Source organism: Micromonospora sp. DT4, assembly GCF_049841675.1.
Taxonomy (GTDB): Bacteria; Actinomycetota; Actinomycetes; order Mycobacteriales; family Micromonosporaceae; genus Micromonospora.
In genome coordinates, this window is the sequence record NZ_JBNCKT010000001.1 from 67,708 (window position 1) to 86,468 (window position 18,761).

At 69.0% G+C, this 18,761-nt stretch carries 14 protein-coding genes, 1 tRNA gene and 2 pseudogenes; 8 read left to right on the plus strand and 9 right to left on the minus strand.

Annotated elements, in window-relative coordinates; all coding sequences use genetic code 11:
* Positions 1 to 32 precede the first annotated feature (32 nt).
* The 6 genes and pseudogenes from ACLQ24_RS00325 to ACLQ24_RS00350 all read left to right on the plus strand — a co-directional run.
* Positions 33 to 557, plus strand: coding sequence for a DNA methyltransferase (locus tag ACLQ24_RS00325; RefSeq protein ID WP_425888352.1), 525 nt, complete (start codon positions 33 to 35; stop codon positions 555 to 557).
* The gene (locus ACLQ24_RS00330; protein ID WP_425888354.1) at positions 541 to 858 is read left to right on the plus strand and encodes a helix-turn-helix domain-containing protein; all 318 of its coding nucleotides are present in this window, start codon (positions 541 to 543) and stop codon (positions 856 to 858) included. Before ACLQ24_RS00325 ends, ACLQ24_RS00330 begins: the two co-directional genes overlap by 17 nt.
* Positions 855 to 2,384, plus strand: a complete 1,530-nt coding sequence (locus ACLQ24_RS00335) for a tyrosine-type recombinase/integrase (RefSeq protein ID WP_425888355.1) — start codon at positions 855 to 857, stop codon at positions 2,382 to 2,384. Before ACLQ24_RS00330 ends, ACLQ24_RS00335 begins: the two co-directional genes overlap by 4 nt.
* Positions 2,385 to 2,661: 277 nt before the next feature.
* A tRNA-Lys gene (locus tag ACLQ24_RS00340) sits at positions 2,662 to 2,733 on the plus strand.
* A gap of 79 nt (positions 2,734 to 2,812) precedes the next feature.
* A pseudogene (locus ACLQ24_RS00345) lies at positions 2,813 to 3,054 on the plus strand (ABC transporter ATP-binding protein); the annotation flags it as partial.
* A pseudogene (locus tag ACLQ24_RS00350) lies at positions 3,037 to 3,654 on the plus strand (hypothetical protein); the annotation flags it as partial. The pseudogenes ACLQ24_RS00345 and ACLQ24_RS00350, both read left to right, overlap by 18 nt.
* A gap of 5 nt (positions 3,655 to 3,659) precedes the next feature.
* Here the strand turns inward: ACLQ24_RS00350 and ACLQ24_RS00355 are convergent.
* The 7 genes from ACLQ24_RS00355 to ACLQ24_RS00385 are packed head-to-tail and all read right to left on the minus strand — an operon-like array spanning position 3,660 to position 11,483.
* The gene (locus tag ACLQ24_RS00355) at positions 3,660 to 4,547 is read right to left on the minus strand and encodes an HAD family hydrolase (RefSeq protein WP_425888357.1); all 888 of its coding nucleotides are present in this window, start codon (positions 4,545 to 4,547) and stop codon (positions 3,660 to 3,662) included.
* Positions 4,548 to 4,582: 35 nt separating this feature from the next.
* On the minus strand, positions 4,583 to 5,887 hold the full coding sequence (locus tag ACLQ24_RS00360; protein WP_425888358.1) for a thymidine phosphorylase: 1,305 nt from the start codon (positions 5,885 to 5,887) through the stop codon (positions 4,583 to 4,585).
* On the minus strand, positions 5,884 to 7,209 hold the full coding sequence (locus ACLQ24_RS00365; protein WP_425888359.1) for a hypothetical protein: 1,326 nt from the start codon (positions 7,207 to 7,209) through the stop codon (positions 5,884 to 5,886). Before ACLQ24_RS00365 ends, ACLQ24_RS00360 begins: the two co-directional genes overlap by 4 nt.
* A gap of 15 nt (positions 7,210 to 7,224) precedes the next feature.
* Positions 7,225 to 8,118, minus strand: coding sequence for a TauD/TfdA family dioxygenase (locus tag ACLQ24_RS00370; RefSeq protein ID WP_425888360.1), 894 nt, complete (start codon positions 8,116 to 8,118; stop codon positions 7,225 to 7,227).
* Positions 8,119 to 8,131: 13 nt separating this feature from the next.
* Positions 8,132 to 9,391: a hypothetical protein gene (locus ACLQ24_RS00375; RefSeq protein WP_425888362.1), complete on the minus strand. Its 1,260-nt coding sequence runs from the start codon at positions 9,389 to 9,391 to the stop codon at positions 8,132 to 8,134.
* Positions 9,382 to 10,134 carry an NTP transferase domain-containing protein gene (locus ACLQ24_RS00380; RefSeq protein WP_425888363.1) on the minus strand — a complete coding sequence of 251 codons (753 nt, stop codon included), beginning with the start codon at positions 10,132 to 10,134 and terminating at the stop codon, positions 9,382 to 9,384. The genes ACLQ24_RS00375 and ACLQ24_RS00380 overlap by 10 nt, the downstream gene beginning before the upstream one ends.
* Positions 10,131 to 11,483: an aspartate aminotransferase family protein gene (locus ACLQ24_RS00385; RefSeq protein WP_425888364.1), complete on the minus strand. Its 1,353-nt coding sequence runs from the start codon at positions 11,481 to 11,483 to the stop codon at positions 10,131 to 10,133. The genes ACLQ24_RS00380 and ACLQ24_RS00385 overlap by 4 nt, the downstream gene beginning before the upstream one ends.
* Before the next feature lie 209 nt (positions 11,484 to 11,692).
* On the opposite strand from ACLQ24_RS00385, the gene ACLQ24_RS00390 reads away from it, so the two are divergent.
* Complete coding sequence (locus ACLQ24_RS00390) at positions 11,693 to 13,207, plus strand: hypothetical protein (protein WP_425888365.1); 1,515 nt, start codon at positions 11,693 to 11,695, stop codon at positions 13,205 to 13,207.
* A 387-nt stretch (positions 13,208 to 13,594) separates the two neighbouring features.
* Here the strand turns inward: ACLQ24_RS00390 and ACLQ24_RS00395 are convergent, their stop codons facing one another.
* Both ACLQ24_RS00395 and ACLQ24_RS00400 read right to left on the minus strand, forming a co-directional pair.
* Complete coding sequence (locus tag ACLQ24_RS00395; RefSeq protein ID WP_425888366.1) at positions 13,595 to 14,827, minus strand: damage-control phosphatase ARMT1 family protein; 1,233 nt, start codon at positions 14,825 to 14,827, stop codon at positions 13,595 to 13,597.
* A 12-nt stretch (positions 14,828 to 14,839) separates the two neighbouring features.
* Positions 14,840 to 18,064 carry an NB-ARC domain-containing protein gene (locus ACLQ24_RS00400; RefSeq protein WP_425888368.1) on the minus strand — a complete coding sequence of 1,075 codons (3,225 nt, stop codon included), beginning with the start codon at positions 18,062 to 18,064 and terminating at the stop codon, positions 14,840 to 14,842.
* Between ACLQ24_RS00400 and ACLQ24_RS00405 the strand changes: the two genes are divergently transcribed.
* Positions 18,056 to 18,322, plus strand: a complete 267-nt coding sequence (locus ACLQ24_RS00405) for a hypothetical protein (RefSeq protein ID WP_425888370.1) — start codon at positions 18,056 to 18,058, stop codon at positions 18,320 to 18,322. The genes ACLQ24_RS00400 and ACLQ24_RS00405 overlap by 9 nt on opposite strands.
* Positions 18,323 to 18,761: the final 439 nt, after the last annotated feature.

Here is an 18,761-nt window from a genome sequence, read left to right on the forward strand (position 1 = left end):
TGGCACGACGCCCAGCAAGGCTCGAGCCGACCTTGGACGCTTACCTCGACCGGCTGGTCGCGGTGTTCGCTCAGGTCGCCCGCGTCCTCACACCGGCGGGAACGGTGTGGCTGAACCTCGGCGACGCCTACACCTCCACACGCCGCCACCTGCCTGCCGCCCGGACCACCCCGTCCTCCGGGCGGCAGGCCCCACGCGCCCAGGTCAAACAGCTGCTCGGGGTGCCGTGGCGAGCGGCGATCGCCCTGCAGGACGACGGCTGGATCATGCGCAACGCGATCGTCTGGGCCAAGACCAACCCGATGCCATCGTCGGTGCGCGACCGGCTCACCACCACCTACTCGGCCCCGCCGCCGCGCGTCTCGCTGCCCAAGTCCGGCGGCGCGGGCTGTGGGTGCACATGGGCCGCGGCACACCGAAGCGATCGGCTGTCACTCCTCCAACGGAACGATCTTGGCCTTCGGCCCCGACCGGCACCTGCCGCCGCTGCTGCGCTGGCTAGCCGAGTCACCCCACCGCTGACACCCCTGGAGCACCACCATGCCCGCTATCCCTGACCAGTGGAGCGAACAAGCCATCCGCGCCCTCGGCTCCTTCACCACCCTGCAAACCGCCGCCCGCATCTTCGGCATCTCCAAAGCCACCGCTTACCGGCTCGCCACCACCGGCGAGTTCCCCGTTCCGGTGATCAAGGTCGGCACCGGCTGGCGCGTTCCCGTCACCGGAATCCTGGCTGCCGCCGGCGTGAACGCCACCGCGTCCGGACTTGATCAATCGCGGGAGTCAAGCGCTGATCAACACCCCGCGTGGGCGACAAATCCGCAGCCCACCCACGACCGGAAGCGACTCGGCGCATGACCGTAGGTATCACCAAAGAGTGCTACTGCACCGACGAGACAGGGAAACGTCTCAACAGCAAATGCCCCAAGCTGCGCCGCTCCGATGGCAAGTGGCACGCCGACCACGGCAGATGGCGCTACCAGCTCGAACTGCCCAAGAACCCCAAGACCGGCAAGCGCCGCATGCTGCGCCGCGCCCCTGCCGCCGACAACAGCCGCACCGCGGCCATCAACGAACGCGACCACGCCAAAACCCTGCTCCAGCTCGCCGGAGACGACAAGAATCTCGCCGACGAGATCGCCGTCCTGCTCCTGGACGTACCCGAGCACACCCCGCTGCCCGACCGCGAGACCCTCGCTCGCAAGGTAGGGGCAGGCATCCCCGTCGGGTTCGAGATCACCGTCGCCGACTACCTGACCCGCTGGATCGAAGACCGGATCATGGACGAGCACACCCGCTCGGGCTACGCCGGCCACATCCGCAACTATCTGATCCCCTACCTCGGCGATCTACGCCTCGACCGCCTCAACACCGGCCACGTCACCGCCATGTTCAAAAAAGTCATCGCCCGAAACACGGAGATCGACGCCGCCAAGAACAGCGACGACATCCGGATCCGGGCCAGCGTCAAGGGGATCAAGCCGATCTCCGCCGCCACGATGCACCGCATCCGGGCCACCCTGCGCAAAGCCCTCAACGACGCCATCGGCAAGCACCGCTACATCAGCCACAACGCCGCCAAACTCGCCGAGTTACCCGCCGCCGAGCAGGCCAAGGCACGCCCGTGGACCGACGCCCACGTCCGTGAATGGCAGGCCACCGGGATCGTGCCCTACCCCGTCATGGTCTGGACCCCCGACCAGGCCGCCGCGTTCCTCGACTACGCAGAAGAACACGACCCCATCCTCTATCCCGTCTACGCCTTCGTCCTCCGCCGCGGCCCCCGCCGCGGCGAAGCCGTCGGCATCACCAAAACCCAGATCGACCTCGACAGCCCCAAGCCCGCCGCGACGATCACCCACCAGATCACCACCCACGACTACAAGCCGGTCTACAAGAGGGTCAAATCCCGCCACGGCGACCGCGTCGTCGCGCTCGACAGCGACACCGTCGCCGACTTCCGCAACTACAACATCCTGCGCGCCCACTGGCAGGAAACCCTCGGCGACACCTGGCCGGCCACCGTCATGGTCACCACCCTCGGAGAGGGCGGCGGCTACAAGACGATCCGCGTCGACCCGTACTTCCGCCAGCCCGACGGATCTGCCTGGCACCCCGACTACGTGTCAGAACGGTTCGAGCGGCTTATCCGAGACGCCGGCCTGCCGCCGGTCAGCATCCACGACGGCCGCCACGGCGCAGCCACCTACGCCAAGCTCGCCGGCGCGGAAATGGAGGACATCAAAGAACAACTCGGCCACTCCACCATCCAGATCACCGCCGACATCTACACCTCGATTCTCCAGGAAACCGACCAGACCAACGCCGAGAACACCGCCCTGGTGCTCTCCAGCAAGCGCAAGAAGAACGCAATCAACGCCTGACCAGCCCCGCATCGAGCAGGGCGTCGCGGTGACGACCACCGCGACGCCCCCTCTCTCCACAGCCTGTGGAAAACTCTGTGGAACATATGTTCGGTCGGCGTGGCGCAACGCCGGATGGACGGGGGTTGGTATACAGCTTCGCCTCCGGACGCGGAGGGCGTCTCAAGCGTCCACCTGCACGTGAGTGCCCACCGGTCACAACGGGCAATACCAGCACGACGGACGGACGGGCGATCCGGTAGCCTCAAACGCGCGTGCTCTAACAGGGCGCACTCGGGGGCTGCTAGCTCAATGGCAGAGCTGCGGACTTTTAATCCGTAGGTTCAGGGTTCGAGTCCCTGGCGGCCCACCCTGAACAGGCAAGATAGACATGAATTAGATTACGTTCGCCAATATGTTCAGACCAGGGTGACCAGGGTTGCGGCCTCGCCGCCCGCGGCTTCCTGCGCGACGCCGACGTCCTCATCATGGATGTGCCCACGTCCGCCCTCGACCCCCATGCCGAGAACGCCCTCTCCCAGGCCATCCGCGACCGGCAGGGACGCGGCATCACCATCCTGATCACCCACCGACTGGCCAATGTCCGCCACGCCGACCGCATCTACATCCCGCACCACGGCCGCTCATCAAAGCCGACACTCACGACCAGCTCATGGCCACCGGCGGCCGGCAGCATGCTCACCGAGCTGCGCGAGGCGCACCGCGGACGTTCGCTGTTGGCTGGGCTCGGCGGGACGACCGCGGTGTCAAGTGCGGGGGCGAGGGTGAGCAGTCGGGCGGTGAGCAGCGGACCGTGGAGCAGGGCGGCGAGGGCGGCGACGGCAGCGGTCTCGCCGCCGGGGTGGACGGCCGCGACGGCCTGTGCACCAGACTCGCGGTCCGTGTCGCCTGTTCCGGTGCTCGTGTTCGCTGGGGCTGGTCGGCTACGGTCGATTGTTGTCAACGATCGGCGGAGGCTCACGTGCGGGTGATCTGGGTCAACGGTGCTTTCGGGGCCGGGAAGACAACCTTGGCGCAGCGGCTGCTCGCCGACGATCCGCGGTTGTTGCTGTTCGACGCCGAGTTACCCGGCTACATGGTCCGCGAGATCGTCCCGCTGCCGCCGAGTGAGGATTTCCAGGACCTGCGTATATGGCGGCGCAGCGTGGTGGACACGGGTGTGGCGTTGTTGCAGGAGTACGGCCGTACCCTCGTGGTGCCGATGACCGTGGTGGTGCCCGGATACCTGGAGGAGATCTTCGGCGGGCTACGGGACCAGGGTGTGTCGGTCGACCATTACTTCGTCAACACGCCAGTTGAGGTGCTACGCAAGCGGATCGAGGCGCAGTCGATCTGGCCGGATGATCCGGGCCGGGATGCCGAGGTCCGGGCGTGGCGGCTGGCGCAGGTGCAGCGGTGCGCCGCCGCCGTGCCCCTGCTGCCGGCGGACACCGTGCTGCTGGACGGTGAGTTGCCGGTGGCCAAGTTGGCCGAGCAGGTGCGGGCACGGTCGGCGGCGCGCCCCTGACGTTGCTCAGGCTGCGGCGGCGAGGCTGCCGACGGCCGGACGCACGGTGACGGGATGCCGAGCAGGGTTAGTCGTGCGGCGAGCCCGGCCGGGCTGGTGAAGCGGTGGGCGTGCATCCCTGCGCGGCGGGCACCGACGATGTAGACGGCTTCGTCGTCGCTGAAGAAGATCCGGTCCGGGGCGACGTCGAGGTGGTGGGCGGCGAGCCGGAACGCCTGGGGTGCGGGTTTGTCCACGCCGAGCTCCGCGCTGGGGAACACCTGGTCGAACAGGGTGGTGATGCCGTGGTAGGCGAGGTCGGCCCGGAACGCGGTGGTGGTGTTGGACAGGATCGCCACCGGCAGGCCGTGGCTGCGGGCCTGCCCAGCCAGGTCAATCGTGGTGGGGTCGATCTCGCCGCGGTCGGCCCGCCAAGGGGTGATGGCGGTGCGGGCGGTGGGGCCGAAGTCGGCGGCGAGGCGGTCGGCGACGTCCTCGGCCCAGTCGTCGTCGGTGAGTACGCCGAGTTGGGCGAGCCGGTAGTTGGGGTGCTGGTAGGCGTAGCGGTCGATGGTGCCGGCCGGGAGCCCGGCGCGGCGTTCCCCGGCACGGGCTCCGGTGTCGCGCCAGTGCCGGAACAGGCCGTCCATGTCGAGTAGCAGGGCGTCGATGACCATCGTGTCTCCTCGCTGCGGGTGGGCGAAGGGGGCGGTCAGAGGGTGTGCAGGATCAACGGTGGCTGCGGCACAGCGGTGTCGGTGACGGTGATCGCGGCCAGGACCTGGCCGGTGATGTGATCGGCGTCGGCGTCGGCGGGCAGGTGCAGGTCGAGCAGGGGCGCGCCAGCGCCGATCTGCCGGCCGACGCCGATGCGCAGCCGTAGCCCGACGGCGTGATTGATGGGCTGGTCGAGGCGGGTGCGGCCGGCGCCGAGCAGTTGGCAGGTCCGGCCGAGCGTCGCGGCGTCGATGCGGGCGATCCATCCGCCAACCGGGGCGGTGACCGTTTCGATGCGGGCGGCTTGGGGCAGTCGGTCGGGGTGGTCGATCTGGGTGGTGTCGCCGCCGTGGTGGGCCACCCAGCGGCGCAGGGCGGTGAACGCCCGCCCGTCGTGCAGGGTGCCGGTGAGCTCTTGGTGGATGTCCTCGGGTGACCGGTTGGGCCATGCCTGCTGGGCGAGTAGGCCGGCCAGGTGCAGGGTGAGCGGGACCAGTCCGGGGACGGGTTCGCCGCGTAGCGCGGCGATGGCTTCGGCGACTTCGAGGGCGTTGCCAACGGCGTGGCCGAGGGGCTGGTCCATGGCGCTGACCACGGCTCGGGTGGGTAGTCCGGCCCCGGTGCCGATGTCGACCATCAGCTTGGCCAGGTGTAGGGCGTCGTCGGGACTGGCGGTGAGGGCTCCGCTGCCGGTCTTGACGTCGAGAACGAGGGCCGATGCCCCGGCGGCGATCTTCTTGCTCATGATGGAAGCGGCGATCAGCGGTATCGATTCGACGGTGCCGGTGACGTCCCGCAGCCGGTAGAGGGCACCGTCGCCGGGGGCGAGGTCGCCAGTCTGCCCGGTGATGGCGAATCCGGTGGCGGCCAGGGCTGCCCGCATCTGGGCTGCGGTGCCGGGCAGGCGCAGTCCAGTGATCGCTTCCAGTTTGTCGATCGTGCCGCCGGCGTGTTCGAGGCCGCGGCCGCTCATCTTGGCCACCGGGACGCCGACGGCCGCCAGCAGCGGGGCGAGGACCAGGGTGGTCTTGTCCCCGACACCGCCGGTGGAGTGTTTGTCGGCGACGAACCGTTCGTCGCCGAGCCGTAGCCGGGTGGGGCCGGCCAGAGTCTGGGTGAGCGCAACGGTTTCGCTGCTGGTCATGCCGCGGCAGGCGATCGCCATGAGTAGCGCCGCCATCTGGTAGTCGGGGACGGCGTCGGTGAGGTAGCCGTGGACGGCGGCCTCGATCTGCCCGGCGGACAGCTGTCCGCCGCCGCGTTTGTGGTTGATCGCGTCGAGGACGCCGGTGCCGGTCATCGGGCACCTGCCACCGCGGGTACGGCGGTGGCGTGCACCGCGGCGATGAGCTGCTCGGCGCGCCGCTTGACCGGTGAGTCGCCGGCCAGGTCGTAGCGGCTGGTGCGGGCGTGCCGCAGGTCGGCGACGTCGGCGGCGACCGCGGGCGTGGGCCGGGTGCCGCGGATCGCCGCGGTCATCAGCGCCGCCAGGTACGGCATGTCGTCGGGGTCCAGGCCGACTGTGACGGCCTCGGCCAGGCCCAGCCGCAGCCCAGGCCGGCCGTCGAAGCCGGGCAGGTCGTCCAAGACGTTGACCCTGATGCCGCCGGCATCGAGGCGGCCCGCCGCGGTCGGTGCGTCGATGCCGGCGCGGGTGGTGTCGAGCCACAGCTGGTGGCAGCCGGTGAAGCCCCGGTCGGCGGCTTGCGGGGGCAGCCCGGCCGCCGCCAGCGCGCCGGCCAGGGACCGGGCGGCGGCGAGCACGTCGCGGGCGTAGCCGGGGCCGTCGGCCAGGACGAACTGGGCCAGGGCGAGGCCGAGGCCGCACACCCCGGCCAGGTGATGCGACGAGATCAGATCGTATTGGGCGGTGCTGATCGCGTCGGCGACTGTGTCGTCGTCGGTGGCCAGGAACGCCTTGGCCGGGCCGGGCAGGCTCTTGTGGGTGGAACCGCCGAAGCTGTCGGCACCGCAGCGCAGCGGGTTGGGCAGCAGCCCGCCCAGGACCAGGCCCATGGTGTGGGAGACGTCGGCGTGCACCCGGGTGGCCACCCCGGCGGCCCGGACCGCAGCGACAGCGGCGGTCAGGTCGAGCGGGAACAGGCCGTGTGACACGTCGAGGTAAACCAGTGCCGGCCGGTGCCGGGCGACCAGGTGGGTGAGGGCGGGCAGGTCGAGCTGGTGCGGGTCCGGGCCGCCGACGCGTACGCAGGTCAGGCCGAGGCGGCGGGCCACTGATGCGGTGGCGTAGTGGCCGCCCTGCTCGGGGGCGACGGTGAGCACCGTCGAGCCGGGGGCGATCAGTGCCGACATCAGCACGGTCATGGCGTGCAGCCCCGACAGCGGCCGGACGTTGACGTGCCGGGCCTGGGCCAGGTGCTGCAGCAGCGGCACCGTGAGCCCGGTCTCGACCGCCCCGGCGTCGCGGCCGGCCGGGAACCGCCGCGCGCCGGGATCGCCTGCGGCGAAGAAGTACCGGTGGCTCGCGTCGGTCAGGTACGCCAGCCGGGCCAGCAGCGGGGTCTGATTCTCCGACGGGATCAGGGTGATGGTGTCGCGCGCGGCCTGCTGCTGGCGGATCAGGGCGCTCAGCGCGGTATCAAGCAACTGGTCGATGTCCATACTGTTGTCCCCTGTTCAGCGTGTGGTCAGGTCGGTGGTGAACAAGCCACGCAGCAGGGTGCGCGGCGCGGCCGAGTCGTCGGTGTACGCGGCGCGGCCGTGGCACAGCCGGCTGTTGGCGAACACCAGTCCCTGCCCGGCCGTCATGGTGAACTCCAGCCGGTACGGCGAACCCGGGGCGGCTAGCTCGTCGAGGCGGGCCAGTGCCCGGTCGACGGCGGCCGGGTCGCCCGAGGGCGGGAACCAGCGGTCGGCGTCGGTGCGCGCGTACCGGGTCAGCAACTGCCCGCCGGTCACGGCGAACGCCGGGCCGGCGGTGCTGTCGTTGCTGCCGTTCACCGTGGCCATGCGTACCAATGCGCTGGGGGCCATGAGCGCCGCGGCTGCGGCCGGGTCGTGGTCGGCCAGGTCGAGGAACGCGGCGGTGGCGTTGAACAGCAGCGACTGCCCGCCGGTCGCGGCGGGGCGGACGCATAGCAGCAGCGAGGTACGGACCTCACCCAGCTGTTGCAGGGTGCCATCGACGTGCCAGCCCTGCCCGATGGCGGAGGTCGCGGGGTGCCGGGCGGCGTCGGCGGCGGCACCGGGCGTGGCGGTCAGCTGGGACACCCCGGCCGTGCCGACCTGCACGCTGCCGGGTATCCGGTACAGCGGCGGCACGAACGGCTCCCCCAGGTCGAGCAGTCCGGCCAGGCCGAGCAGGTCGTCCTGGCCCGGAGCGGTGCCGGTTTCCACGAGCGCGAACCCGGCCGTGGCGACTCGCCCGGTCAGGGCGTTGACCGTTTCGGTGCTGGCGGTGTCCCAGGCGGGTAGGCGCAGCGGGATGAGGTCGCGGTGCGCGTCGAAGGCGGGCACGCTGGCGCGGACGGTGTCGTCGGCAAGCAGCCGGTCGAGGGCGGTGGTGGGCATCAGGTCCTCCTGGTCAGATGGGGTTGAGCGGGGCTGCGATCAGCGACGGGCGACGGCGCAGCAGCTCGGCGACCGCGGCCCGCTGCCGGGCGCTGCCAGCGTCGGGAGCCCGCCGGCCGGCATGCAGGAAGGCGAGCAGGTTGCCGAGGTTGGCCTGGTAGGTGTGCGGTCCGCGGGCGCGGTCGATGGCGGTACGGCAGCGCCGGTAGACGGAATCGTCGAAGGCCAGCGCCGCCATCGCGCCGGCGACCGCGTCCGGGTCGCGGGTGTCGACGGCCAGGCCGACACCCCACTGGGTGACCCAGTCACCGGACGCGCCGAGGTCGTCGACGACCACCGGCAGCCGGTACAGCAGGGCGTCGCGCAGGCGCAGCCGCAGGCAGGTGTGGTTCTCGGCGCCGTCGCGGCCGAGGACGACCAGTACCCGGCTCGCCTTGATCACGCCATCGCGGGCGGTGTGCGGCAGTGGTCCGGCCGGGAACTCGACCAACTGGTCCAGGCTGAGTCGGCCGACGGCCTGGACCAGCCGGGCCATCTCGGCGATGTGCTGGTCGGCCGGCGGGGCATACAGGAACCGGGCCCGCGCCGTGCGACCGGTGTCGCGTAGCTGTGCGAGGGCCTGCGCCATGGTGACGGTGTCGTAGAAGTCCCAGATTCCGCCGGACCACACGAACTCGGCCGGTGTCGCGGTCACCGGTGCCGTGTCGGCGATCGCCGCGGCCTCGGTGGTGAAGCCGACCGGCAGCAACGTCAGCAGATGCTCCAGGGTCCGGGAGCGGGCGTGGTGGTCCGGGCTCAGCCGGCCGATTGCGGCCAGGGTGCCCAGGATCCCGGAGCGTTCCACCGCCGAGCGCAGCACGAAGTGGTCGCACGTCCATGCCTGCAGCAGGTAGCGCTCGAGCAGATCGTCGTAGACGCCCTGCGGATCGGTGGCCTGCCGCACCTGCGTGTAATCCAAATGCTCGATCGGGGTGGCGTTCTCACACAGCAGGATCTTGCCGAGCTGGTAGGCGTGCAGCAGGACCCGCTGGTCCGGCAGGTCGGTGGTCAGCACCGCATCGCTGGCTTCGACCAGCCGCGGCCAGCTGTCCTCGGTGAACACGGCCAGCCGCAGCCGCGGCCGCTGCCAGCTCAGATCAGAGCCGGGCGGGCAGGCCATGATCACGTGCACGCCCGCGTCGGCCAGTGACGTCGCCAGCTCCCACAGCCGCAGCCCGACCCCGCCCAGGTTCTCGCCGACCGGGTACGGGCCGGTGAACATGCTCAGCCGCATGCCCGAGCCTCCTGTCCGGCGTGCCACAGCCGAGCGGCCGACGGCCAGGTGCCGCAGTCCAGGAACGGCGGCACCTCGATCACCGGCGCGTCGTGCAGCGGGCCGCCGCGCAACGCGGTCATATCCAGCAGCCGGTCCTGCGCGGCGCGCATCTGGGCCAGGACCTGGTCGGCGGCCGCCCGGCGGAATCCCAGCCCGAACCACACCGCGTTGTGCCCGGCCACGGCGGCTGCTCCGGGCTTGTCGGCGATCCGGCGCAGCAGGGCCGGACCGCCGCCGGGCTGGTACGTCACGGTCAGCGCCCCGTCAACGGCCAGCCGGTCCGCGTCGGCGCACCGCGCGGCGAGCAGGCACGCATCCGCGTCGTGCAGCATCTGGTCGGCCCGGCCGATCGGATCGTCGTTCGGAGCGGTCTGCAGCACCTGGTCGGGTAGCAGGACCAACGCCCGGCCGATGACGAACGGCAGCGCCGACAGCACCGCCCCGATCCAGCCGTCCGTGTCGGATAGCTGCGGCACCGCGGCGACCGGGATCGTCGTGTATCGCCGGGCGACGTGGGAGATCGTGGCCTGCCGGTCCGGGCCGACGACCAGCAGCACCTGCACGTCGGCGTCGGCCAGCAGTGCGAAGCTGTGATCGATGAGGACCCGCCCGTCCGGGCCGGGCAGCAGCTCCTTCGGGAACGGCAGATCGAGCCGGCTGCCGCGCCCGGCGCAGGGCAGCACCACGGTGAGCCGTGTCATGACCGTGCCTCGACGGCCCGCACAGCCTTGGCCAGGCTGTCGGCGACCCGGTCGGCCTGCTCCCGCGACAGCACCAGCGGTGGCGCGAGGGTCACCACCGTCTGCTGCGGCCGGACCAGGACACCGTCGCGCCGGCATTCCCGCACGATCTCGGCGGCCTGCCGTTCGGTGCCGGCCTGCGCCCCGGCCAGCAGACCGCGGCCACGGACCTCCCGCACCACAGGCCCGGGCAGTTCTGCGCGCAGCCGCTGCAGCAGCGACCGGCCGACCTGCGCAGCGTGTGTGACCAGGTCGTTGTCCTCGATGACCTGCACGACCGCCAGCGCCGCCGCCGCAGCGACCGCGTGCCCGCCGGTGGTGTAGCCGTGCCGGAACCCGCCCAGCACTCGATCGGCGGCGAACGCCTGATAGATCTGCTGGGTCGCGGTGACGGCGGCCAGCGGGGCGTACCCGGCGGCCAGGCCCTTGGCCGTGGTCACGATGTCCGGGACCACACCGTCGGCCTGGTGGGCGAACCAGGCACCGGTACGCCCAAACCCGGTCATCACCTCGTCGACGATCAGCAGCACCCCGTGCTCGTCGCAGACCCGCCGCACTGCGGCCAGATATCCCGGCGGCAGCTCGACGATCCCGCCGACACCCAACACCGGCTCCACCACGAACGCCGCGACCCGGCCGGGCCCCAACCGGACGATCACCTCCTGCAACGCCTCCGGGCCGGGCACCACGCAACGCGGATGCGCCTCACCCGCCGCGCAGGCGGCACAGCGGGGTGTGGCCACCGACGCGAACCCGGCCGGTATCGGCTCGACTCCGGCCCGTACCGCCGGCAGCCGCGTCAGCGCCGCACCGGCCAGGCTGCTGCCGTGGTAGCCGTCGGCCAGCGACAACACCGTGCTCCGCTGCGGCTCGCCCCGCAACGCGTGGTAGAAACGGGCCATCTTCACCGCGGTCTCGGTCGCTTCCGACCCGGAATGGCAGAAGAACGTGCGGGTGAGCGGCTCACCGAACAGTCCGGCCAGCCGGGCGGCCAGCAGCACCGCTGGCGGCGTCGACGCCGGCCCGAGCCCGTAGGTCATCAGGGTTCGCGCCTGCGCGGCCATCGCCTCGACGACCTCCGGACGCCCGTATCCCACCGTGGCGTTGAACAGGCCACCACGCGCGTCCAGATACCGACGGCCGTCGGCGTCGACGACTTCGCAGCCGTCCCCGGCGACGATCGTCGCCGCATCCTCGGAACGCCGCACAGGGCTCCACGGCTGCCACAGATAGGCATCGTCGAGCCGGGCCAGCTCGGTCGGATCAGCGACCGCGCCGGCCAGCACGGGCACCGTAGGAAGACCCATCATCACCACACTCCACGGATCAGGAATCGTTTGTCCGTCGAGGATGCTGGCCAGGTCACGCCTGGTGGCAGTGCGAGCGGCTCGCACTGCCACCAACACGGGTGAGCTGCACGCACGTCTCGGTGACAGCGCTTCGCACTTCAGCGCGGCGAGATGACTGACAGCCTCCCAACCGGCTACCGTTGGTCCCCCTCTCGCAGGAGGCGACCCCGATGCGACCAGAGGAACACCAACCGCACTGCGCGGCGGCCAAACGCCGGGCCCGGCTCGATACTGGCGTCGACCTCAACCCCCGCGGCACGCACCTGCACGCCCTCGCCGCCGAGATCACCGCCTGCTGCCACCTGCTGCCGTTGAAGGCGTACCGGCTCGCTCGTGGCCTGAAAGTGCAGGAAGCCGTCGACGCCCTGCACCGGTCCCGCCGCGATGACGGTCTCGCCGCCTGCAAACTGACCCGCGAGCAGCTGACGCATTGGGAGAACGGACCCACCCGGCCCGGCGAGACCTACCGCGACGCCCTGTGCCGCTTCCACCACACCGGCCCCATCCAGCTCGGCTGGGCGGTCGACTACTCGCCGCCCGGCACCGAGCTCGAACTGCCGTCCGCCATACGGGCGTTCGCTAGCCAAACCCGTACGGCAGGTGCTTGTCTGGAAACATCCGCTGTCGCTGGCATCTCCGAGGAGGCCGCCGTGCACCGACGACAGGCCCTACGACTCCTGATGTCCTGCTCCGCCGGACCGGCGCTGTCGCCAGAACTGTTGTCCATGCTCGAACGTATCCGCGCCGAGATGGACACAATCCTCGGGTCCTCGACCGTCAGCGACGTCGCCCTCGACCGCTGGGAGACCGCCGCAGAAGGGTACGGCTACGCATTCAAGAGCCGCCCACCGCTGGAAGTCCTCGAAGACGTCCTGCTCGACTTCGCCGACCTACAGATCCACGCCGGACGGCGCCAGCCACTCGACAGCCAGCAGCGCATCAGCCGGGTCAGCGCCCAACTCGCGGGGACTGCGGCGAACATCCTGACCGACCTCGGACACCACCGAAGCGCCCGCTCCTGGTTCACCACCGCGGCCACCGCAGCCGACGAAACCCGCGACCGAGCCCTGACCAGCTGGGTCAGAGCCCGCGAAGCCACCGTCAGCCTCTACCACCAGAGGCCGCCGCAGATTGCCATCACACTCGCCACCGAGGCCCGTAACCGGGCTGGAGACACCGACTGCGCCGGCGCTGCCCTGGCCGCCGCGACCGAGGCCCGCGCCTGGGCGCGCCTGGGCCACACCGCCAACGCGCTCGACGCCCTTAACCGGGCGGACACTATCGCCGGCAGGCTCCGTGGCGTCGATGCCGGCAACAGCATCTACGGCTACCCCGCCCAGCAACTCGCGTTCCACCGGGAGGCCGTACTGACTCTCGTCGGCGACCCGCACAGAGCGGTCGAGGCCCAGAAGGAGGCCCTTAAGCTCTATCCGAAGGCCGAGCACATCAACCCGACCCTGATCCGGCTCGATGCGGCGGCCTGCGTCATCCGGCTCGGCGACTACGACAGCGGCTACCACATCGCCCTCAACCATCTCGGGAAAACCCCAGCACAGTTCCGTACCCCACTCGTGCTGTCCCGAGCCCGCGAACTGGCAGACCTCACTGTCGACGGCAAACCCTGCCGCAGCAAGAACCGCCGCGACTACCTCGAAGCCGTCGACGCACTCGCGACGACGGCATGACCGCATGCCCACCGCAGTCGGGCATAGTGGACACCCCGTCGGCGTCCCGGCTTCTCGCAGAAACGTTCAGCTGCGAGAGTTCTGCCAGAAGCCGGTAAATGGTCACGTTTCCGCAGGTCGCGATTCGCAAAACCCCTATCGAAGCCCTCCCTGGCCTTATGCGAGACTCTCTTGAGAGACCCCGGGCGTGAACATAACACCCGGGCCGCATCAGCGGTAGAATGCCACAACTGCACACCGCCTTAACTAAAGCAGCATTGCCCCTAACTCAGCTCGTTTTTGGCAATACAGCGACCTTGGGTGCCGACGGTTTGGTCCGACCTTGCTGACTTGCGAGAAATCAGGAGGCGAGAAACCTCCTGCCGATCGTCGTGGTGTTGCGCTCTGTCACATGCGTGCCTGCACTAGGCCGTGACTCCCGTTCGTACGCCAGGGCTCGCCGGAGGCATCGAGCGCGGACAGGGCCTGGCTGTCTAGGCCGACGACTACGTCCGATTTGAGGGTGCGCAAGGAGGCGACCGGACCCGGGAAGTAGTCGACCGCTTCGGTGAAGGGTGTAGTCGCTGGCCAGTCGCAGTCGCCCACCAGGCGGCGATAGTTCAGGTCGCCCTTCATGAGGGTCAGCGACGCTGACTCGAATTCGCGTGCCAGGTCGGACGGCATGTGGTGGAAGGACAGCGGCGCGCAGTAGAACCAGTGGGTGTAAACAGTTATGTAGCCGTTGGATAGGGCGTGCTGGATCCTGCCTGCGATGTCGGCCGCGCTGCCGCCGCTTGCGGCGAGACGGCGAAGGCATCCGACAAGGTCGGCGGTGACCGCATCAGAGACGTAGTAGGGATGTGGTTTCAGATGCAGCGCGACCTCGGATGCGAGCCCTTCCTGAAGAAGGTGATCCACGAAGACCAAGTCAGCCAGCAGCTCCCGCCCTGCGTTGTCTGCGACAACGCAGACTCGGCGAGCCTCACCGCTGGTGAGGGTCGACCAGATGGCGGCACTGTCGTCGCGGACCAAGCTTGCGGCCAGCGCGGGTTCCCCGGCGGCGCTTGCCCTGCCGATCCGGAATCCGAGGTCGGCCCGATTGCCCCACAACGATGCCAGTAGAAGCGCCTCGGCGCGCTGCTCTGGTGAGAGGTGTCGAAGGTCGTCGAGCGCGGCCAACTCGTGGTCGAGCACGGGGTCCTGCAACTCCGCGGTCTTGAGAAACTCGAACGGGTCGACCCAGAACCACGGACCCGACGTGAAGAAGCCGATTGCCTCAAGCAGTCGGCGGTAGAAGTAGCTCTCGGCCCATAGGAAGGGCACATCGTACCAGCGTTGCCCGAAGTAGTCGCCGCCCCAGGCATCCCACGCGGCGTGGTCGTGGGCCGATCGGGGGAGTCGGCTGATTTGCCCCGTCAACGTTTCCTCAACCAGGCTGTTCAGCGCCTGATGTTGGAAGGGGAGGTAGGGGTGCGCTTGGCGTAGTTTGGAGACGAGATTGGGATGGCGTTCCTGGAAGACATGCCAGGCGAACGATCCGGGCGCGTTGCTAACGATCGCCGGGTACTCAGGTGCTTTCCCATTCGTATCCTCCCCAGCAGAAGGATCGTTTGGGACTGATTGAAGGAGGGAGGTCTGCATCCTTGTCGCTTCCTATCCTGTGGTGTACTGCCTGTGGGTCGACATCGCCACGGCTCCGCCAGCGCTGACAGCGAGCACCCGCCCGCTGTCGCTGCTGAAGGCGGCGCAATGGAGCGAGGCGTCAACTCGTACCTGCGCGTGCTGCTGCTGCGCGGCTTGTGACCATGATCGAACCGTCCCGTCAGCCGCTGCCGACACGATCTGGTCCGCGGTCGAGGCGAAGCCGAGCATCAGGATGCGTCCGCTGTGGCCCGGCAGGTGGGCGACGAACTCGTCTTCGGTCAGATCGCGTATGTAGATGTCCCCGAGGCCTGACCCGACCGCGACCCGTGTTCCCGAATCATCGATGGTGACAGTCCGTACCCAGCCGCCTGGATTGGTGAACTCGCAGACCTTGGTGTCGGTCGAGATCTGCCAAACACAGACGATTCCCTCCCCGCCGCCTGTGACCAGGTGGTCCCCTGCGTCGTCGAAGGCTACCGACCGGATGCGGCCCGAATGGGCTTTCCGCTCCCACGCGATGCGGCCGGACTGCAGATCCCACACCCGCACGACACCGTCGCTTGATGCGGCTGCCACGCGCGTGTCGGTGCGGGCGACGGCCACGGCCCATGTGCGCTGTTCGTTCTCGTTCAATTCCAAAGACCGCTGGCCATCGAGGGAGAGAACCCGGACAGTCCCGTCGCCGCAGGCCGCGGCAACGTAGCTTCGGCCGGTCGCTACCGACCACACTCGGCCGGTGCCCGCTTGCAGGGTTCGGACGAGCTCCGAGGAGCCGCTGTCCCTAACCTCGATCACTCCGTCGCTTCTGCCAAGGAAGGCCAGACGACCGCCGTCGGCGAACGCCGCAGACCAAGCGGTGCTGGCGCCGCTGCCGAGAACGGTCAGCCGACCATGGCTTGTTCCATCCCACGTTCGTAGTGCGCCATCCTCGCAGCCAGCGACAACTTCGCCCCCTGGCGTCGTCGCGATCGTTCTGATCCAGTCGACACCAGCGGCTACGCGGGTCTCGCCTACCAGTCCCGCATCTCCAAAGGCGCGGACAGTCGCATCTTCCCCAGCCGAGAGAATGAGATCAGCTTGTGCTGACAGGGCCACACAACGGGGACGGGCTGGCTGGGCGTCGGTAGCTCGAAGCAGCGTGAGCCGGCCGTCCTTTACGTTCCACAGTCGCACGGTACGGTCGCCAGATCCGGATACGAGCAGCGGCTCAGTGGTGGCGAAGGCCACGGACCTGATCCAATCTTGGTGCGCCACCTTCTCATCGAGCAGCCGACCTGTGTGAAGATCGTACAGGCGGACGAACTCGTCCTCGCCGGCCGCGGCGGCAAGGGAGTCGGCGCACCCAAGCGCCACGGACCATACCGGGACACCGGGAGTTTCCAGCGTCCGGAGCAGCCGCTTGCGCTCGGTGTCCCACAGGCAGACCTTGCCATCCTCGCCACCAGAGACAAGAAGACCGCCGGTGCGGGCGAACGCGAGGCTACGAATACGGCTGGTGTGGGCGAGCAGCACGCCGATCGGCTCGTCAGTGTGCCGCCGCCACAAGCGGACCATTCCGTCGTCGCCACCTGAGGCGATGATCTCACCGTCGCCTGAAATCGCCGTGGCGAAGACCCATCCCGTGTGCCCGCGGTAGCTTCGGATGTGCCGCCGGGCCGCGAGGTCCCACAGGCGAACAGTTCCGTCTTCACCACAGGTGACAGCCGCGCTGTCGTGTACGGCCACTCCCGTGACCGCGCCGACATGACTGACGTCGGCCTCGTCCTGGCTGCCGGTGGCCCAATCGACTTCGAAGCCGCTTCCCGCGCCGATTCGTCGAAGCTCGTCCACGACTGTTGGCTCGTCGGTAGAGCGTAGGAAAGAGGCAAGCAATGTGAGCGCGATGTCGCTGCTTGAACGCAAACCGCGCAGAAGATATCCCTCGCTTGTGAGAGTAGAAGCCACAAGCCAGGTCTTGTGGTCGGACTCGCCAGCAGGGAAACGTGCGGCGACGGCATCAATGATCGTGCGATCGGCTACCAGCGAGTCGTGCCCGAACGTCACGGCCTTCTTCACAATGTAGGCCGAGTCGGAGAGGACCTGGATGACCTCCAGATGCAGTTCGGCTTGATGCATGTGGTGGGTGAGATTTCGCCACATGTATTCGTGATCTGGTGACAGGTCGCCCCAACCGGAAAGGCCGGAGCGATAGGCGTTGACGAGGGACCGGTGCAGTGGGGACCAGCGGTCGCCCACCATGTGACGGACGTATGCGCGAAAGACGTCGTGGAGATGGATCACGTCTTGATCGGCGAGGTAGCTATCGATGAGCGAACGGTCCGCGAGGACCCGGCAGAACTGTCGCGTAGCCGAAGGCGGCCATCCGTAGGCTCGCTCCCACCACAATGACAGCACTCGCAGCGGGATTGGTGTCGCGGCGGGAAAGATCGCGAGCGAGAGATAGCGGTCGCTCAGCGATGAGGCACCACTAACCCTTACGTTCTCCTCCAGGCTCCTGAGGCTGGAGGTGATGGCCTGTCCTATTGCGCTGCGCCGTTGGTCGGCATCGGAGACGTCGAACGCGTGCGGTCCGTACGTCCGCAGGGTGTCTCCGGTTTCGTTCACCGCGCGGCCGGGCGGTGCGCCAGCGGTGATGTCCTGACTGATGTTGGAGCCGACAACCGTCGCAAGCAAGGGCCAACCACCACAAAGGCTAGCGAGACGCGCTGTCTCCTGCCGCCCTAGGTTAGGCACGCTGCGACTGATGAGTTCACGGATCTCAGTCGGGGACATGGGCCCGAGGCGTAGCACTCTGGCTTGCGACGGGCACACCCGAACGTTGCGGGTCGTGACGAGGCGGACGCAGGCCGGTCCTCCCAGCAGGAACGGGACAAGGTCGGCGGCAGACCAGACGTTGTCGATCACAAGCAAAACACGTCGGTCGCCGAGCATCCGAGCCAGGTGAAAGCCGGCCTGCTCGGGGTCGGCGAAGGCCGGTCGCGCGCCGCCCAGATGCACGCAGAGGTCAGAGATCAACTGCACCAGGCGGGCGGGCGAACACTGTTCGCCGGTTTCCAGCCAGAGGATGTCGGAGAAGAGCTCTCGGACGCGGGCCTCATGGCATGCCTGCGTCACCAAGGTCGTTTTACCGAATCCGCCGGGACCGTAGACGGCGACGAGCCTGGTGGCATCTGGCGTTGTGGCGTCAGTCAGTGTGGCGATCAGCGTGTCGATATCGTCAGGACGATGGACCATGGTGGGCTCCAGGGGCGGGACCAGGAGGACGGGCAGGGTACCCGAGACCGCGATGCCTGCATCCTCGTCGCCGGTAAGGGTGGGAGTGCGCCGAGGACTGTAGAGCCCGAGAGCAGCGTCGTTCGTGACCCCGAAGAGGCTGCGGAGGGCGGCGCGACGCTCAGGGCTCGGCCAGCGATGCTCACCGCGCTCAAGCTTTCCTACCCAACGCTCATGAACATAGTGAGGGGCAGCGCCACCCTCGTGGGGAGAGTCTGATTTTCCTGGAGCCGGGCCCAGAGCCCGGTCCAGCTCCGCGTTCACAGCATCAGCCAGCTCGCCCCGCGACATGCACTGCCCAGGCCGCCGCGATGACGGGAGCCGGGACCGCGCGCCGGAGAGTTGCTCGTTAGGAGTGATTACCGCATCCGCATGGCGAGGCACGTGCGTGTCCTCCTCGACCTCGTTTTAGTTCTCACCCGACCCGCAACGGCGTCAATGTAATTGATGATCGAGTGTTGCACGAGTTTCCGGGGATCATGCGATGGCGATCATCGCGTGTCCGCCCTACGGATCGGCGTCGCCCGGGCCGGTGCGCCTGGCCGTCAGGCGGTCACGCGGGCATGTGCGATCCTGCGGACCTCGGTGAGGTTGAGGACCGGTTCGATCAGCTTGCCGGCCCGCCAGGCGGTGCCGCGCCGTCTACCACGAACCTTCG

Bases quoted from the DNA above. Each gene is read 5' to 3' on its own strand.
- ACLQ24_RS00385 (WP_425888364.1), bottom strand. From the start codon at position 11,483: ATGATGGGTCTTCCTACGGTGCCCGTGCTGGCCGGCGCGGTCGCTGAT.
- ACLQ24_RS00405 (WP_425888370.1), top strand. From the start codon at position 18,056: ATGGACCATGGTGGGCTCCAGGGGCGGGACCAGGAGGACGGGCAGGGT.
- ACLQ24_RS00375 (WP_425888362.1), bottom strand. From the start codon at position 9,391: ATGCGGCTGAGCATGTTCACCGGCCCGTACCCGGTCGGCGAGAACCTG.
- ACLQ24_RS00365 (WP_425888359.1), bottom strand. From the start codon at position 7,209: ATGGACATCGACCAGTTGCTTGATACCGCGCTGAGCGCCCTGATCCGC.
- ACLQ24_RS00330 (WP_425888354.1), top strand. From the start codon at position 541: ATGCCCGCTATCCCTGACCAGTGGAGCGAACAAGCCATCCGCGCCCTC.
- ACLQ24_RS00360 (WP_425888358.1), bottom strand. From the start codon at position 5,887: ATGACCGGCACCGGCGTCCTCGACGCGATCAACCACAAACGCGGCGGC.
- ACLQ24_RS00370 (WP_425888360.1), bottom strand. From the start codon at position 8,118: ATGCCCACCACCGCCCTCGACCGGCTGCTTGCCGACGACACCGTCCGC.
- ACLQ24_RS00390 (WP_425888365.1), top strand. From the start codon at position 11,693: ATGCGACCAGAGGAACACCAACCGCACTGCGCGGCGGCCAAACGCCGG.
- ACLQ24_RS00395 (WP_425888366.1), bottom strand. From the start codon at position 14,827: ATGCAGACCTCCCTCCTTCAATCAGTCCCAAACGATCCTTCTGCTGGG.
- ACLQ24_RS00355 (WP_425888357.1), bottom strand. From the start codon at position 4,547: ATGGTCATCGACGCCCTGCTACTCGACATGGACGGCCTGTTCCGGCAC.
- ACLQ24_RS00335 (WP_425888355.1), top strand. From the start codon at position 855: ATGACCGTAGGTATCACCAAAGAGTGCTACTGCACCGACGAGACAGGG.
- ACLQ24_RS00400 (WP_425888368.1), bottom strand. From the start codon at position 18,064: ATGGTCCATCGTCCTGACGATATCGACACGCTGATCGCCACACTGACT.
- ACLQ24_RS00380 (WP_425888363.1), bottom strand. From the start codon at position 10,134: ATGACACGGCTCACCGTGGTGCTGCCCTGCGCCGGGCGCGGCAGCCGG.